This is a genomic window from Acinetobacter sp. 5862 (assembly GCF_024494585.1).
Taxonomy (GTDB): Bacteria; Pseudomonadota; Gammaproteobacteria; order Pseudomonadales; family Moraxellaceae; genus Acinetobacter.
In genome coordinates this window covers 1-16083 of sequence record NZ_JANHGP010000074.1, presented here as the reverse complement: position 1 = coordinate 16083, position 16083 = coordinate 1, and the positions used below count along the sequence as shown (strand labels likewise).

Below are 16083 nucleotides of genomic sequence, written 5' to 3'. Positions count from 1 at the left end.
AGGAAGAAATTTAGAGTAAAAGATATTGATGAGCTATTTAAAAAACACTGTGATAGTTTATTTAGTAACTAGCTATAAATGTTAAAAACATCTTGTATTGATAATTTTTATTTGTAAAGTTATTTATATTTCCCTATTTTATCAAAGATTAGCCTGTATGTTTTTCATGCATAATTTTTGAAATACCCCCTAATTTATTAGGTAATTTTCAACCCAAAGACATAGTTATGCAGTAGAACTCTACTTAATGCCTAGTAAGCACACTTATACCATCCTTGCTTATCATCCCATATAACTCGCCCTGACTCTAAAGGAGTCTGTTTATATAGAACATTTGGTCCTGATGAGATTTGATTGAAATTATTCAGCCAACCTTTGATATTGATTTTCAGATTGGCATGATCATTTGAGAAACCTTCTAAACTAGCGATGACCAAACCATCAACTTGACGATACGTTGCCTGCCCTAGAACAATAGTTCCTGTAAATTCAGACAACCGTGCATTTTTACAAATCGTTTGACCAATATCTTTCGGTTTAGGGGCATTAATTATGAGTTTTCGCTCATATTCATTTTTTAATCGATCTTGTTCAAATTTATACTTTTCAATAGCTTGCTTTTTCTTATTATCTTCAATATTTTTCTTCGACTGGTATGCAGCCACATTGTTGTATACGTCATCATCAGAAATCACAAATGTCTTTAGAGTTACTAGATTTAAAGGTTGATTGATTCCACCTATACGTGATGAGATAGGTTCAATTGAAACATTCCATGGCTTTTTTGATGCACATTTAAATGTACCCATTGCAGAGACCAGACTTTGATTATCTAGAGCCGAAATATGTGTACCTTTTAAATAACGAAAATCGCTTTTAGACATTTGAAAAAAACGTCCCTCTTGACTGGTACACAAGTTACTCATATAGGCATGCGGAATTAAAGCATCCGGTACAGCTGGTTGAAATAGATACTCTTTACCGTTGCCATCTTTACCATTAAGAGATTTAGCCAAGATTAAATTATTCGGTGTTATATAAGCTTTTACATCACTAGGTTTGATTGAATCAGCTGTTACACACCCAATAAAAGGTAAACATAAGCTTACAACAATAAATAAATTTATATTTTTCATTAAGATAACTCCAAAACATTCACAAAACCAAGTATTTTTACTATTATTTAGTGAAGCAAGATTAACACAAAAGAGGATTATACTCCTCAAAAAATATTAACTGAACTGACAATGTCTTAAATTTGGAGTTATGTTTTTATGTCTAAATTCCCAGATGACTACCGAATGACACCTGAAGAAATTGAAGAATTACGTCAAGATACTAAGAATGCACAGAAATCAGCTACATATTTAGCATTGCTCAGCCAGATAAAACGATTAGATTTATCAAAAGCAAAACAGCTACAAGATGTTGAACAGAAAAAGACAGAAAAGACAAATAAAAAGATGAAATGAAAGCTTAAAAGACCTCATTTCGAAATTTAAAAGAACAAGAAGACAAAAACACGAAAGCTCGGACATATCTTGCCGAGCCTCGGAATTGGGGTTGCCTACTCTCATAGGTACTCCCTAATGACTTAGGCTATACCACTTTCATTGCTCAGTCAAATACATACGGAATGAATGAATTTATTGTTATTGAAAATAGAATGATCTCTTACTTAAGCTTTAGGTAATAAATTTTGAGGTTCAACTTCAAGCATATGAGCAATTTCATAGAGCTTAAGAACTGTGATATTGACTTCACCCCGTTCAATTCGACCAAGATAACTACGATCAATATTGCAAAGTAATGCTAATTTCTCTTGGGTAATTTTTTGATCAATTCTACATGTGCGAATCGCATGTCCAATTTTTTGTGCTAAATCGTTCATAAGTTCTATTCCCATAAAGAATAGAACTATTCATTTTTGAGGACTAAGTATCCACGGCTTATAATCCGTATTAATCGTAGGGTTGAAAAATATGCCAATAAAACCTTGAATCATGGATAATTTATTATCCATCAAATGCTAATCACAGCAATTTTCTTTAATACGATTAAACACAAGAACGTAAAAAGGATTATAATCCTCATTTTTGATGTGAAATTTCAGATGGATGAAATTAAGCATGTGCTTAAATCAGAATTTCTTTTACTGATTGAGAACGAAATTCTTCTTACATGGTACAAACCAAAAGATCTTTGGATAAGATTCGGGAATCAATCTCAAGCAATTAAATGGCAAACCTACTCTCTTATACGAGAATTAGAGAGATTTGGATATGTAAGAAAAAAATATGATGAATCTGGTAATTTTTATTATGCAGAAACAGATAAATTGACTGAATTTAGAATCATACACTGTAAGGAGAAAGCTATAAGAATCTTGACTGAAAAGCTCAAACTAATTGAATTTGAGAAAACAGAAAAAGTTATGGAAATACAACTAATTAGAGAACTAAACAAACAACTTCCTGAAATCAGTTTTTGTCTTAAAAATTATATAAAAAACAGTCAAGATATTTTAATAAAATTAGACTACAAAAAGAATATTATATCTAATATACTGAAAAATATAGAATTATATATTTATTAAAATGAATAACATATCTTCTTTTAGATAACGGTAGAATGAACTATTTAAGCGCCTATTGATCAAACCTTTATTCTGAAAAAATTATTTACTATCATAAACATAGTGTATAAATCAAAAAAACAGGTAAAAAATTTCTTATTCTTAATAAATTTGACAATGGTGTTCTTATAACACATAAAAACAGATTGTTATTGATGATAAATTTTTTAAATTCTAAGAAAGGGAACATAAAACATGATAAAAATTAGGAATTTTCCAGAAAATGCCAGAATTACTTTTTTGGGTAGTATATTTAAACAGAATAAACAAAAGGATTGGAATATCCATATTGGATTAGAAAACCACTATAACCATTTAGCTGATTATGAAAAATATATGATAAAACATGCTCGTTTTTCAAATATGCCGCTATTGGCGAAAAATAGACGATTTAACCAAACCAAAGAGATCCCACCATACAATGAGTCTATCATCACTATTAAAATTGATGACTTTAACAATTGGAAAATAACAACAAATAAATCAGGACAATACCTATTTAGCCATATTGTGAGTGACTTAGAAGGAACATATAAGGATATTCAAATCCATTTACCACAAATCGAACTGGCTCGGGTCTTGTTCTTTCATAATGCCTATCTATCTCGTACAGCATTGACTCAAGGAAAGCTGACAGGGGAATATTATATTGTACCTGAAGAACATCATACAATTATCCACGTTCATGAGTTTTGCGGCTTTCCTCACTATCAATATGACAATGTTGGTATGCGTCGTCTGCTTGCATGGATATTACTTGATACTGAGGCACGAGCGTCTTATGAAAGTATTTGTAAGCATATGCTTACTGAGCAAATCCAAAATAAAACTCAAATATCTTGGAGTTTCAATTTTGCACCTCCCTCATTAGTAGATGCTGAAATTACAATGAAAGTTTACTTCAGCGAAAAAAACCAACAATATTATGTGAATGAAATTATTGGGATTGTTAATTTACCGACTGATATTTCTAATGAAGTGATTTTTTGTAGTCCAAACTTTACCGTAAAAAATAGTTATGAAAAAACAGGTGGCAGTTCTGGAGGGCGTCCTCCCTCCAATGATGAACCAACCATTGATGATGAAAAAGAAGCGGATAGTGATCGGAAAATTACCAAGATTGAGTCTCCAAAAATTACTATGTCCCTTGCTAGTCCTTATGGCACAAAAAAGGCGACACAGAAGCGTTCAAACAAAAAAGGGGTGCCTAATCAGAATGATGTTGAAGTTCTACCAGATCATGGTGTTGGTACAGGTGAAGCCTCAATCTTTGGGGATATAGGGCGTGGGGAATTTGAAAATGTTCAGGATGAAAGTGATGATCTTGAATTTTTCATGAAAAGGTTTGAAGCATTCAAAGTGATGGTTGAACAATTTGCATCACAACATCGTATTCAGCCTGTCATTAATATACATAAACTGCCTGCGGTCAATCGTTCTAAGTTACATAGAACTCATGATGGTAATCCTAGGTGTATCATTGAAGTTCAGCTTAATTTTCAGGGTAAAAGATTTGTCATTCTGGAAATAGATACCAGCGATAATCTAAAACCTCTTTCTACGCTTATTGTCAAAATCTCAGATACAGACTCATGGAACTCATATTTTCCAACTTTTCAAAAACAAGTCGTTAAACGTTCTCTACGTTGGCCAACTGTTAAATTTTTACAAGACATTGGGATAAGGAAAACTTTTAATCATCCACGAAATTTAACTGAAATGGCTGAGTCTGATGAAGAGTTTAAAAATTGGGGGAGACGGTTTGGGGAGATTTTGAAATCTTTAGGATAAGATTGTTATATTAATGCCATGTTTCTTTCTGTATAGCCTAAAGTAATGTTTGCCTGTAATACACTTACAAGCAAATTGCTTAACCCTTTTAGGAATCAAATTCATTTGAATATTTTTAATCGCACTTTTACAACCAAAATCTCAAAATCTGGGAATTAATTTAGTCAAAGTAGATAAATATCAAAATAAAATCAATATAAATGATCACTTAAAAACACCATTGCCATACACAAAATTGTATGCTACAAACTAATGTATGGTGAATTAATAGAAGAAATTAAATGGCATTTGAACCAATTTATGGAAGGCTGGAAGCAATGAAAGCTCTTCTACTCTGGGAGGGTAGATTAAAACGATCTCGATTAATGGCGCTTTTTGGTATTAAACAAACGCGCGCTAGCCAATGGATTAATGAGTTTAGTGAGGCTTATCCTCAATGGACTAAATGGAATGATTTAACTTTAGCCCACCATGCAACTTCCAAAGCTTACAAAAACACATCAAATAATATCTCTCCCAACACATCACTTGATTGTTATTTATCTATTACTAACTCACCTATTCGATCCAACATAGAACGAGAAGATGGTATCATTTGGAGTGCCTTTCCTGATTTTTCCACTCCAAAAGCTGAATATTTCTCTAAATTTTATGAGGCCATTACAAATAATATTCAAATTGAAACTCAATACAGATCTTTGTCCAATCCTGAACCTCATACCCGTACACTCTCTCCTCATAGCATTGTTCGGGCAGGCCAACGTTGGCATATTCGTGCTTATTGCGAAGAAACAAAAGATTTTCGAGACTTTGCATTAGCCCGTTTTACAAATTTAAAATTAATTAATCAGCCTCGTATAAAAAATGCTGAAGATGATCTAGCTTGGATAACTCATGTCAGCATCGAAATTATCGCTCATCCGAACCTATTAGAATCACAACAACGTATGATTCGTGACGAATATTTTTCAGGACTAGCCAGTCGGATCGAATACTGTCGCGGTTGCTTAGTGGCTTATTTCATTAAAGATTTAAACGCTACTCTTCATCCAGAACGTGATTTTGCACCAGCTTGGCTACTGGCTGTAGCTAACCCAGAGGATGTCACGCCATGGTTGATTCAGTAATTCGCAGTGCAGCTACAATGCTTGGAGGTACTGCCGCTGAATTGTTATTTACACGGTTACCTGACAAGCTTTTTTCCCCACTGGCATCAACTAACAGACGTCAGTACTGGATTCTACTCTGTGCCTTATACCAGCGGAAGTTTGGTGGCGATGCTCCCTTACCACCTAGTGAGGGATTCACCAATCGTGAGATGACCAGAGATATCGAGGAAATATTATTTCAAATTGATGACTGGGAAAATGAAGATGGAGAAGATACGGCAACCCCACTTAATATCCGTGCGAATAATGTTCTTCAAAGATTGTTTGAGTCTGGCTGGCTGAGAATTGATAGGTATGGGATTGATCGTCGTATTTCTATGGCACCATCAGTAGCACACTTTCTTTCTCGCTTAATTAGTTTTGCAGAAACTGGGCCGCTATTTGTTGCAGGAAAGATTAAGTCTATCGAGGCTAGTGTGAAACTCGTGCTTGAAAGTGGCGAGGGAGATTCTCTTCAAGAAGCTGCTGACCAAAGTCGAGCTTTACTTGAGCATGTTCGTAACACTGGTACTTCCGTCCGCGATCTGATGGAGACATTAACTCCTGATTTAACCACTGCAGATTATGCAAAAACATTTTTTACTTCTTATATTGAAGAAATATTCATCGGGGACTATAAGGAACTACGCACTAAAGACCATCCTCTATCACGCAGAATGAATATTTTGGAACAAGTGGAGTTGCTGGCCACGTCTACCATAATTCGTACAAAAGTACTCACTTGGTATACAACTAAACGTGGCAAAGGAGATGAGGTACTTGCAGCCAAACTTTTCGAGCGCGATCTTGATCGGTTACGTGAGCTTACTCGTATTGACGAATATCTCGCAAGATTGGATATGGAAATTCGTCGTGCAAACCGTCGTGCACTAGCCTTCCTCGACTATCGTATTCGGTCCTTACGTCCTCTTGATGAACTCATAGATGCAGCAATCAGTGCCACTTTAACGAGAACCGAAGAAACTACAACCTCCTTTGCATCGGGCTTTATGTTAATACCTGAAGGGCTTGCTGAACCACGGCGAATTAAGGAGCGTACTCCCTCTGACTCCCTTCGTAAAACACTACCCAGTGAACGAGATATTATTCGAATACGGCTGATGATGAAGGCTCGGGAGGCTCGGTCAGTAACTGCGGTGAAACTAGCAAACTATATTAATTACAATGCTGATGAAAAACTGTCTATTCCAAGTAGTGATCTTGCCCTCAAGTCTGTCGAAGATATTTGTGCTTATCAAAGTTTGACAGCCCTTTCTATGTCGATGAGTAGCAACTCCAAAAGACTTAGAGATGGTACGCGAATATTAGCTCGCGGTTTTAAGGTTATTCAGAATGAGAATAATGAAAGACTTGGTGACATGATCACTGGACGTGGTTTCCTCATCGAACGCAAAATTTTAGAGAAGGATCGTTAAATGCTATCTTGGGACACCATTGCGCAAAGGGATCTTTATAAGCGCCCCGTAGAAGCCTTCGAAGAGGCGGCTTATAGAATTATTGCAGAACAAGTAATTTATCATTCTGATAAAAATAGTCGCACAACTTACTGGATTATCGAACAATACGAGAGAGATTTTAAAGATGTACTTAATCAAGTTGGTATCAATCTCAGTGTAAATCGCGACAAACGATATGCCGTTGCCACGCCTCGATATACGGCTCAGTACACGGCACCTTTATCAGCTACATTGATTGCGCTTGTATTACGTCGTCTTTACGACGAATTTGCACGACAAGGAAATATGAATGACGATGGTGAGGTTTTTGTAGATCTCGTCGATTTTGAAGAAAAATTTCGCCTCATTACAAATAGACAGCTCCCAACACGCTCCGATTTCGAGCAAACGATACGTCTACTTCGACGCTGGGGGATTGCGAGAAAGACAACTGATGAGGAATATGTCGGCGACTCTGCCAATTCCTACGCACTTGTTATCCGACCAGCAATTATAGATGTGTTAGGTGAAACTGCTATCGCTCGACTTCTACGGTGGGAGAAGGTTCCAACGCTCACCTCAGTCAGTGATTCTGAAGAAATCGATGAGACTTCAAATGTAGAGGCTAACGAATCATGATTCTCGAAAAAATACATTGCGTCCAATTTTATCTCTACGAACAAATTACGGTTGAGCTCAAGCAAATTTCTGGCATATTCGGTCCAAATGGCGCAGGAAAGTCCAGTTTCATTGATGCAGTTCAAATTGCGATGTTTGGAGGAAATCAGAACCTCGTGGCACTGAATGCTCAAGCCGATGATAAAATGAAATCAACTCGGACAATTCGAGGTTATTGCTTAGGTCAGTATGATGCACAACCTCACCAACGTGTAAGAGAGAATTCAACAAGTTATATCACCTTAGTTTGGAGAGATCCTAAAACTAATCACTCGGTCTCAACTGGATTATGTATTGCAGCTTATGGTGATCAAGATAACCATGAAGTTCTGGGGAGATATGTCGCTGATGGAATCGAACTTACGTTAAGCGACCATATCTCACTCGAAAATGGGAATGAATGTCCCAGAAATTGGAGAGCATTCAGAGCTGATCTTGCACGCCGCGTAGAACAGTATAATGGTCGTCCTGAAGAGGTATTTTACGATAACAGCGATCGCTATATGAAAGCGTTTCTGACTCTTATGTCTCATGGTAAAGACGCTGGAAGTATTAGTTTATTCAAACGCGCTTTTCGCTTTGGCTTAAGAATGCGATTTGAAAAATCAGTCGATGCAATTGTACGAGAAGAAGTGCTGGAAGCTCGACCTACACATGTCAAAGCCTTCAAAGAAATTACAGAAACATTCCGTAATCTTCGGGCTCTAGTCGAGAGCGTTGAAAAGAAAATTGAGGATGGCGAAGAAATTATTAAGCATTTTTCTGAAGCAGATAAACTCGAGAAACGAGCTACTGCTTGGTCTGTGCTGGATGCTAAAGTCGCAGCAGAAAAAGCGCAAGATGAAGCGAGTACTGCAAATTCTGATGCTAATACGGCACATGAAGACTGGGAAAATGCTATTACGCAGCGTAAACTCTTAAATGATCAAATCTTCGAATTAGAATCTGAAGAAAGTCGTTTAACATTTCAACGAGATAGTCATAAAGCACATGATCGGCTTTCAATGCTTACTGTAGCTATCAATCGTGACAAAAACAGCGCATCCCTCCATGCAAAAGAGGCTCAGAAGAAAGTTGATGATCTTAGGAAAATACTCGAGAATGTTTCAAAAGCACATGAGCTGAATGAACAGCATCTAGCCCTTAATACTACAATATCTAGCTTGCACGGTTTAAAAATTGGATCTGTTTCATCTTTCGAAGTTGAAATTGAAGAAGCCGTCGCTCAAGCAAAAAAAGCTTGGGAAAGTATATTTTTACAGCATAAAATACTCGACAGGGCTTTAGAAGAAAAAATAAATGAACGCGATAATATTGAAAAAAATCTCGAACGTAATAAAAGTGGAAAAGCCTCACTTCCTTCAAACGTAACACAACTGATGCGCCATCTTAGTAATCATGGGATTGAAGCCACTCCCGTATGTGATCTTGTACGCATATCCGATTCCAGTTGGCAGCCTGCTATTGAGTCTTTTTTGGGAGAGACCAATCTTGTGGCACTTCTGGTTGATGAATCTAACGAAAGCGATGCATTTCGCCTATACCGTCAGCTTGATGCAAAAGGCGCAATATTTGGTATTAAGCTTTTGATGCCTAGCCGTATCCAGAAAAAGCAAACTTCCCACGATTCAGTTGCCGAACTCATTATCGGCGAAAATGAGTTGGCGATCGCATTTCTACGCAATATCTTTGGTGATATCCGTTGTGCTGAAACCAACGAAGATGCTTTATCTGGTGGTCGTGCATTAACCCGCGATGGTATGTACGTAGGACGTGACACCTTTGAACGCCGTCGCCTTGTCCGTGTAGATGAACTGCGGTTAGGTGCACAGTCAGCATCGCATACAACTAATCTATCGACAAGCCTATCAGTTGTTAAAGATGCTATAACTCGTATCGAAGGAGACCTTGCCCGTATTACTTCCCTATTGACCATATTAGGTACAGTACCTGAAAGTCAGGCGCTCATTGATTCTATTCGTACAGAGCTAGACTGGGTAGGCAAATACCAAAAAGACATCAGTTCATCCGAAATATCCATGCACGAACTTGGCGGTGAAGAATATCAGACCCTGTGCGATAGAGTTGCTCATATTGTGACGCAAATAAAGAATATTCGTGACGATCACACCAATGCTGTTCGGTTAGAAGGGATTACTGCAGCGAGTTTTAATGCTAAAAGAGATTTAGCTGATCAGAAGGCATCTAAAGCCAGGATCATACGAGCAGATGCCGAGATCAAGTACAATGAAACTGTTTTCGATACAGAGTACGCCGAATCGCGCTGGAATGAAATTTACCAGACGTACAAAAGAAACTGGTATGAAATGCAAAAATGCTGCGTTGATCAACATAAAAATCGAATTCAGGAAATGAATACCGCTATAAATAAGGGAATTCGTACACTTCAAGATTTTGTACAGAAGCACCGTGAAACTCCAAGTACTAATGTGTTAGATGACTGGCATCAAGCATATCCTTGGGTGAGAAATATTGTTGAGCAGTTAAAGCTTACAGAACTTATGACATATCGTGAGCAAATGCTTCGGGCAGAGAAAGCATCACAAGACACCTTTCGAACCGATGTTGCATTGACTCTACACAACAATCTTGTGTGGTTAGACCAACAGATGAAACGCTTAAACAGTGTTCTGAGTCGCTCACCTGCATTTTCCAATGGTGAGCGTTATGAGTTCAAACGCACAGTAAGAAAAGATTATGAAGAACTGCTTCGCTTTGTCGAGAACGTAGCCACTTATGGTTCCGAAGATGATCTATTTGGTGGACCTGGTGAAGTACCTGCACAATTTCTTGCACTGCTCGATGAAACTACTGCACCTGGTTCAGCTGGGGCACGTAGCCCTATTGAAGATTACCGAGAATTCTTCGAATTTGATGTGAATATTCTTCGAGAAGATGCAACCACAGGCCGTCAAAAAATTGTAAGCCAGCTCTCCAAGCGTATTGGTCATGGCTCAGGTGGAGAACATCGTGCTCCTCTTTATGTGATTGCAGGAGCTGCATTAGCTTCTGCCTATGACGTGGATGATACCCATGATGATGGTATGAGGTTGATCCTGCTAGATGAGGCATTCAACAAAATGGATCCTCAAAATATCATCGCTACTATGCGGTATCTAGAATCTTTGGGGCTACAGATTTTTCTTGCTAGTCCTGGTGAAAATTTAGCAACACTTACGGCCTTTATGCACCGCTACTACCAAATTCTACGTGATGCTGAGCATAATGTAGTGATCTTGGAAGGCTATGATATTAGTAGTGAAATCCGTCAAGTCATGCGGTCTGATCTTCCAGAATTTCACCCGGAATTAGTAGATCAAGCAATGTCAGACACAAAAATGGTGATATAAAAAATGACTGACCTCGCATTCACACTCTTAAAAAAACTATTGCTTGATGCGGAGAAAAACAAGGCGGGCGTTAAGGTTAGAAATGCAGCTATCACAATGGCAGCACTTGAATCTTATCATTCCAATCGTAACATTCAAGATAGAGAGGCTTTTGAAGCCTATATGCAGGCGGCTCAAGATAATGGTGCAGTTAACCTGAAGCGAGAACGCGGCTACCATATCGATGGTCGTATAGAGCGTGTTGATCTGACTGATCTAGGAAAACTAGCTCTTTTTCTTGGTATATCAACACAGGACGACTTACTGTCAAAAGCAAGAGCTAGCTTGTCTGGGATCGTAGAAGAATTTCATGTTTTGAATGAGGTCCTTGAAAACTGGCGACAACTAAAAAAAGTACGAGGTACTGATCCCAAAGACGTCCAAGATTGGGTAAATGCTGCGTTCGTTATTCAATATATGAAAAAGCAACCCGACACAGTCAAAGGTGAGTTACCAATTAGAGAGGTTAGTGCTTATCTTTTCAAAGATAGCAAAGTTATTGAAAAAATTTCTAGCCTACTAGACGTATTATTAAGTGGCAGCACCGAATCGATCGCAAGGGAGCCTTACGAGATATGGGCAGAAATCGGCTTACGCCGAGAAGAGCAACCGGTGCGTCTCGCTGGAAAAGTAATCATTCGACGTGAAAGAGTATGCTCTGTCTTAGATTCACCATATACAGCATTCCCTGCATCAACCGTACTTGGTATTGAAAGTTCTATTTACACCTTAATCACTATTGAGAACCAAACAACATTCCATACAGAAGCACGAAGGCTCCATGATAATGATGTTCTTCTTATCTACACAGCTGGAATGCCATCACCTGCATGGAGAGCGATGTATGCACGAATTCTTTCATCAGTATCTAAAAATACCTCCATTCTACACTGGGGTGATGTTGATGAAGGAGGATTCCGCATCGCGGCATTAATTTCGGAACTAGTCAAAGCTTCTGGACATACTTTAAAACCCTATCGTATGTCACCAGAAGATGTACCTTTGGAGAAGCGTCGTCCTGCTACAGAAAAAACTTTGGAAAGGATGCGACACTATGCGGAAAAAGCAGGATGGGTACTCCTAGCTGATAGCATTTTTGAATCTGGGTTTACAGTTGAACAAGAGGCACTTTAAACAAATTTAAAATATTACCTATAAAAGTTAAGTGGTGGACTGGAAGAACGTCTACTTTTTTATCATTCACACCAAATTACCTTGCCGTTCTTAATCCAAAAATGGGATTTACAGCCTTTTTTTAGAAATACCGAGGGATGTAGACTAATTTTATTCTGTGAGTCGAACTTAATATCCCATCTTGGCTTTGCCTCTTTAATTACAGGCAACTCTATTGTGTAGCCACAACCACAAGGACATTTTAATCCTACACACCAAAATTCATCATCTTCAGCGGCTACTACAATTGTTCTTAAAGGCATTTGTTTAGGCAGAGAATCGCCCTCAATTAAAACAAATGATCTATAAAGAATTTTATCCAATAATAAATTAAAGTATTTTAAGAAAACTCTTTTCATTTACTTTCTCCAAGATTAGGCATACCCAACAAAGGATTTGTCATTCCATGACCAACATTTACCTTAGAGATTGGTTGAAAATCATCTTCTTTAAAGTATTCAATTTCATTTGCTCCTAAGCAAACAATTGCTCTTGCATAATTATCATTATTTTCCTGGCGAAATGGAAAAGTCCGTGCAATAAACTCGTTTATACAAAAAGCAGATGCAAGCATGTTAAGTGAAATCACTGATGGAGCTTCTTCGTGTACTCCCTTTATATAGCCAGCTTGAAGCTGCTGTTCATAGGTCTCAGGGGAGCAATCTTTTAAATATTCTGCATTTAAGGAAGCAGCAGTATAAACTTTTCGATCCTTTAATGAGCTTTTATGCGGCTGAATATAATCTAAACGTGCACAAACCTCTGTAATAAAGGTTTGTCCGTCTCTTAAAGCTGTCGGAATTGTTACTCCGATATCAAAAACGGGCAAAAGAAAAAACTCATTAATTAAATCGACATACATTCTTGCCGAAACAGTATCAACGCAACAGAACAATACATCACAAGTTGCAGCTTCTAAAATAGCCTCATGTGTACCGATCTTACAATTCAATGCAGTTAATTCAATATCCGATCGATAGCCTCGAATTGCATTTGTTATAACGTCAACCTTGACTCTCTGATTCTCCGCATCTTGGATGGTTGAATTCAGAATTCTGTTTAAATTCTTATGCTCAATAACATCATCATCGATCAGAACAAGATGTCCAACTCCTAATCTGGCTAAACTCTCCGTTACAATAGAGCCTGTCCCAGAAACCCCAATAACACCAACTTTAAAATCTTTTAAAATACGTGTCATTTTGGAAGAAAAAGGCAATGCTTTTTTTGATGAAGAGGACGATATCAATTCAATATCATTACCAACTATCAGAAACTTATCAATATATTGTTTAGATAGGTTTGATTGATAATAACGACCAACCAACTCACCCTCAGGTGTCATGATAATTGAACCATGTAATTGATGATAAGCAGCAAAAATGCATGGAAACACTTTTAGATCACTAGCATCATCTGCTTTTGAGAACCAATTCACACCTGAAGGATGTGAATGCATGAGAAATATACTAAAGTTGTTTATTTCCCCTTTTTCTATCGCGTCTTCAATATACTTTCCAGGCCAAGTTAAATAATCAATTTCTCGCTTACATTCATCATAAGGTACAAGAATGATATCTTGAACCATGAAAATAACTTGATCATTTATGAGATTACATACTGCAAGCACTATTGCACTGGCCTCTAATCCATCTCCAGGAAATAGATGCTGTTTTAGAGCATCTAAATCTTTATCAAGGATTCTAAAATGTGATTTCGAAATCATTGTTGCACCTCACGCAATAAAGATTCCTCAATCAATGAAAAATGTGTAACAACACTATCAATTACAGGATTCCACTGCGATACATGACTACGATGTCTTGACCATCTTTGGTAGCTTTTGCCTTCAATAATTTGGTCTACATCTGTACAGGGCGGTGTCACTCCATTAGTTAAATGGATACGTGGATATGTATAAAACATATCGATCTCCGCCTGAGGATATAAACTAGGTATCTCAATCGCCAATGTAACTTGTTTATGGCTATAACCATGAGGGAGTTCATAATTTTCAACAAATAACCATCTACGTCCTTGATCAATAATGGTTCTGAAACTCCCAAAAACCTGTTTCAAATATTCACCGTCTTTGGGCAATACTTCAAACTGCCCTAAAGAAACATCACCATTATTTACTTCTCGTGGGATTAAGCGTAATTTCTCAACACCAGGCTTGGACAGATCAATGATAGAACCAGATTGCACCTCTAATTTGGGTTCACCTTGAACTTTCAAAAACATTTGATAATTATGACCATCTTGGATACCAACTAAAGCTAATGCTTCTGAAACCATGATTTGAGCTTTGTCCACTTTAATCGTTGTTCCATTAACATTTAATTCAAAATACTGCTTAAGCAATTTGGTATAAATATCTTCAATACCAGATGTATCCAAATTCACAACAATCCCATCAGTGATCAGCAAGTCTTCTTCCGTCTGTCTAGATAAAAAGAATGACTTATCTGTAATACCTGTAAGGGAGTGCAGATGCTTTAACATAATTTGGCTTTCTGGCCACTCATAGTTAAAACCATTAATTTTAAATTTAAAGCTTCGATCTCCTTCAACAATGAAAAATTTATCACCTTTTTCAAAATCAATATTTTCTTCAAGGCTGATTTCCTCCATACCTTGCTGTTTAAGCAATTGATATAAGAGAACATCATCTTTTGGAGAATAACCAATGGATCTTAAAAGTTGAGAGCCAATAGGTGAATGGTCATCTATTGTTCCATTTTTAAAGTTTAAATCACTGAGAGAATAAGAAAATTGTTGCATGAGTAACTCCACTTCCGCTTAATCTGATTAATTTAATTTTATTAACCAGAGATTAAAAAAAACTTCTCAAAGATGAAAGTACCCGAAAAATCTGCTTAAGTAAATACTTTTAAGCAGATTTTTTACAAATCATTCTATAGCTTGATAAATGAACTCAATGCCACCACTTTCAGCCGTTTCTTCAAAGCGCAAAATATAACCATCATCGACTAATTTTTTAAGTTTACTACTAGCATTTTGCACAGATAAATTCATTGATGATGCTATTTGAGACGTGGTTGTTTTTTTCTTTTTTTTCAAAAAATTAAGAATTTCTAGATTTGACTTTGTTAATACTGGCCCTAAGGTTCGTATTTCTGTATCCAATCTTATAGTCAACGGTTGATCCAAAGCCACTGCTGCATAGTCTATATTATCGATTATATCTTCATCGTCCAGATCAATAATGATGAACCCCTTTGTGCCTCTATAGAGTTTAGCCAAGAGGACAATACTTTCTCTTGCAAAAGAAGAATCCGCAAATTCAATGTCTGTGAATGAAATCTCAAAGAGAGTTGTTCCTCTATGTTTTTCAACATAGTCTCTCATTTGGGTAAATACCTCTTTACCAATCTTGTTTCCATGAGGTTTCTTATGTTTACATAGATCGAAAAGTTTCATAGTCTGGACATTCTGGTTCATAGCGTTCTTTTAATCAGTTTATTACCATTTTGTCAAGCAGAATAGTTAAAACATAATGAGTTCCCGCTATATACATTAGATCCGTTTGAGGTCTACAACCCTCTATTTCTATACCATTTGTATTGAAAGGAAAACTCAATTCATTATCTTGTTGCCTAATTGTTAAAATAATCCCAGTAACTTGATCATGTGATAATTTTTTTAAGGTATTGTTACTTTTTGATAGACCTAGACCTCTTCCAGTTTCACCGTAAGCGTCCGCTGAACACACCTTATGAATTCATCCTATAAGCCTTAATTTAGTCCCCACTTAAAAACAAGTGGGG

Annotated in this window: 14 protein-coding genes; 8 read left to right on the top strand and 6 right to left on the bottom strand. The window is 37.0% G+C overall.

Features of this window, described 5'->3' with window-relative positions:
* Positions 1-251: 251 nt before the first annotated feature.
* On the bottom strand, positions 252-1136 hold the full coding sequence (locus tag NO346_RS14380; RefSeq protein ID WP_151723264.1) for a hypothetical protein: 885 nt from the start codon (positions 1134-1136) through the stop codon (positions 252-254).
* A 138-nt stretch (positions 1137-1274) separates the two neighbouring features.
* Between NO346_RS14380 and NO346_RS14375 the strand changes: the two genes are divergently transcribed.
* Positions 1275-1472, top strand: coding sequence for a hypothetical protein (locus NO346_RS14375; RefSeq protein ID WP_151723265.1), 198 nt, complete (start codon positions 1275-1277; stop codon positions 1470-1472).
* Between the two features lie 206 nt (positions 1473-1678).
* Here the strand turns inward: NO346_RS14375 and NO346_RS14370 are convergent, their stop codons facing one another.
* Complete coding sequence (locus NO346_RS14370; protein WP_151723266.1) at positions 1679-1891, bottom strand: helix-turn-helix domain-containing protein; 213 nt, start codon at positions 1889-1891, stop codon at positions 1679-1681.
* Positions 1892-2113: 222 nt separating this feature from the next.
* Here NO346_RS14370 and NO346_RS14365 point away from each other — a divergent pair, with 222 nt between their 5' ends.
* From NO346_RS14365 to NO346_RS14335, 7 genes are all read left to right on the top strand, one after another.
* Positions 2114-2596 (top strand): hypothetical protein, encoded by a 483-nt coding sequence (locus tag NO346_RS14365; protein ID WP_151973533.1) that lies wholly within the window; start codon positions 2114-2116, stop codon positions 2594-2596.
* A 234-nt stretch (positions 2597-2830) separates the two neighbouring features.
* Entirely contained in the window at positions 2831-4426 is a 1596-nt protein-coding gene (locus NO346_RS14360; RefSeq protein WP_151738824.1) for a Tn7-like element transposition protein TnsE, read from the top strand.
* A 281-nt stretch (positions 4427-4707) separates the two neighbouring features.
* Positions 4708-5553 carry a YafY family protein gene (locus NO346_RS14355; protein WP_151723350.1) on the top strand — a complete coding sequence of 282 codons (846 nt, stop codon included), beginning with the start codon at positions 4708-4710 and terminating at the stop codon, positions 5551-5553.
* Positions 5538-7010 carry a Wadjet anti-phage system protein JetA family protein gene (locus NO346_RS14350; protein ID WP_151723351.1) on the top strand — a complete coding sequence of 491 codons (1473 nt, stop codon included), beginning with the start codon at positions 5538-5540 and terminating at the stop codon, positions 7008-7010. The genes NO346_RS14355 and NO346_RS14350 overlap by 16 nt, the downstream gene beginning before the upstream one ends.
* A complete protein-coding gene (locus NO346_RS14345; protein WP_151723352.1) occupies positions 7011-7670 on the top strand; it encodes a DUF4194 domain-containing protein in 660 nt (219 codons plus the stop codon).
* Positions 7667-11080, top strand: coding sequence for an SbcC/MukB-like Walker B domain-containing protein (locus NO346_RS14340; protein WP_151723353.1), 3414 nt, complete (start codon positions 7667-7669; stop codon positions 11078-11080). Before NO346_RS14345 ends, NO346_RS14340 begins: the two co-directional genes overlap by 4 nt.
* Positions 11081-11083: 3 nt before the next feature.
* Complete coding sequence (locus tag NO346_RS14335; protein WP_151723354.1) at positions 11084-12253, top strand: Wadjet anti-phage system protein JetD domain-containing protein; 1170 nt, start codon at positions 11084-11086, stop codon at positions 12251-12253.
* 62 nt (positions 12254-12315) lie between these two features.
* On the opposite strand, the gene NO346_RS14330 is transcribed toward NO346_RS14335, so the two are convergent.
* The 4 genes from NO346_RS14330 to NO346_RS14315 all read right to left on the bottom strand — a co-directional run bounded on the left by NO346_RS14330 (position 12316) and on the right by NO346_RS14315 (position 15736).
* On the bottom strand, positions 12316-12651 hold the full coding sequence (locus NO346_RS14330) for a DUF6527 family protein (protein ID WP_151723355.1): 336 nt from the start codon (positions 12649-12651) through the stop codon (positions 12316-12318).
* On the bottom strand, positions 12648-14018 hold the full coding sequence (locus NO346_RS14325; protein ID WP_151723356.1) for a ThiF family adenylyltransferase: 1371 nt from the start codon (positions 14016-14018) through the stop codon (positions 12648-12650). Before NO346_RS14325 ends, NO346_RS14330 begins: the two co-directional genes overlap by 4 nt.
* Positions 14015-15076 (bottom strand): E2/UBC family protein, encoded by a 1062-nt coding sequence (locus tag NO346_RS14320; protein WP_151738822.1) that lies wholly within the window; start codon positions 15074-15076, stop codon positions 14015-14017. Before NO346_RS14320 ends, NO346_RS14325 begins: the two co-directional genes overlap by 4 nt.
* Before the next feature lie 129 nt (positions 15077-15205).
* Positions 15206-15736 (bottom strand): winged helix-turn-helix transcriptional regulator, encoded by a 531-nt coding sequence (locus tag NO346_RS14315; RefSeq protein WP_228270402.1) that lies wholly within the window; start codon positions 15734-15736, stop codon positions 15206-15208.
* Between the last annotated feature and the right edge of the window lie 347 nt (positions 15737-16083).

Bases quoted from the DNA above. Each gene is read 5' to 3' on its own strand.
- NO346_RS14380 (WP_151723264.1), bottom strand. From the start codon at position 1,136: ATGAAAAATATAAATTTATTTATTGTTGTAAGCTTATGTTTACCTTTT.
- NO346_RS14375 (WP_151723265.1), top strand. From the start codon at position 1,275: ATGTCTAAATTCCCAGATGACTACCGAATGACACCTGAAGAAATTGAA.
- NO346_RS14370 (WP_151723266.1), bottom strand. From the start codon at position 1,891: ATGAACGATTTAGCACAAAAAATTGGACATGCGATTCGCACATGTAGA.
- NO346_RS14365 (WP_151973533.1), top strand. From the start codon at position 2,114: ATGGATGAAATTAAGCATGTGCTTAAATCAGAATTTCTTTTACTGATT.
- NO346_RS14360 (WP_151738824.1), top strand. From the start codon at position 2,831: ATGATAAAAATTAGGAATTTTCCAGAAAATGCCAGAATTACTTTTTTG.
- NO346_RS14355 (WP_151723350.1), top strand. From the start codon at position 4,708: ATGGCATTTGAACCAATTTATGGAAGGCTGGAAGCAATGAAAGCTCTT.
- NO346_RS14350 (WP_151723351.1), top strand. From the start codon at position 5,538: ATGGTTGATTCAGTAATTCGCAGTGCAGCTACAATGCTTGGAGGTACT.
- NO346_RS14345 (WP_151723352.1), top strand. From the start codon at position 7,011: ATGCTATCTTGGGACACCATTGCGCAAAGGGATCTTTATAAGCGCCCC.
- NO346_RS14340 (WP_151723353.1), top strand. From the start codon at position 7,667: ATGATTCTCGAAAAAATACATTGCGTCCAATTTTATCTCTACGAACAA.
- NO346_RS14335 (WP_151723354.1), top strand. From the start codon at position 11,084: ATGACTGACCTCGCATTCACACTCTTAAAAAAACTATTGCTTGATGCG.
- NO346_RS14330 (WP_151723355.1), bottom strand. From the start codon at position 12,651: ATGAAAAGAGTTTTCTTAAAATACTTTAATTTATTATTGGATAAAATT.
- NO346_RS14325 (WP_151723356.1), bottom strand. From the start codon at position 14,018: ATGATTTCGAAATCACATTTTAGAATCCTTGATAAAGATTTAGATGCT.
- NO346_RS14320 (WP_151738822.1), bottom strand. From the start codon at position 15,076: ATGCAACAATTTTCTTATTCTCTCAGTGATTTAAACTTTAAAAATGGA.
- NO346_RS14315 (WP_228270402.1), bottom strand. From the start codon at position 15,736: ATGAAACTTTTCGATCTATGTAAACATAAGAAACCTCATGGAAACAAG.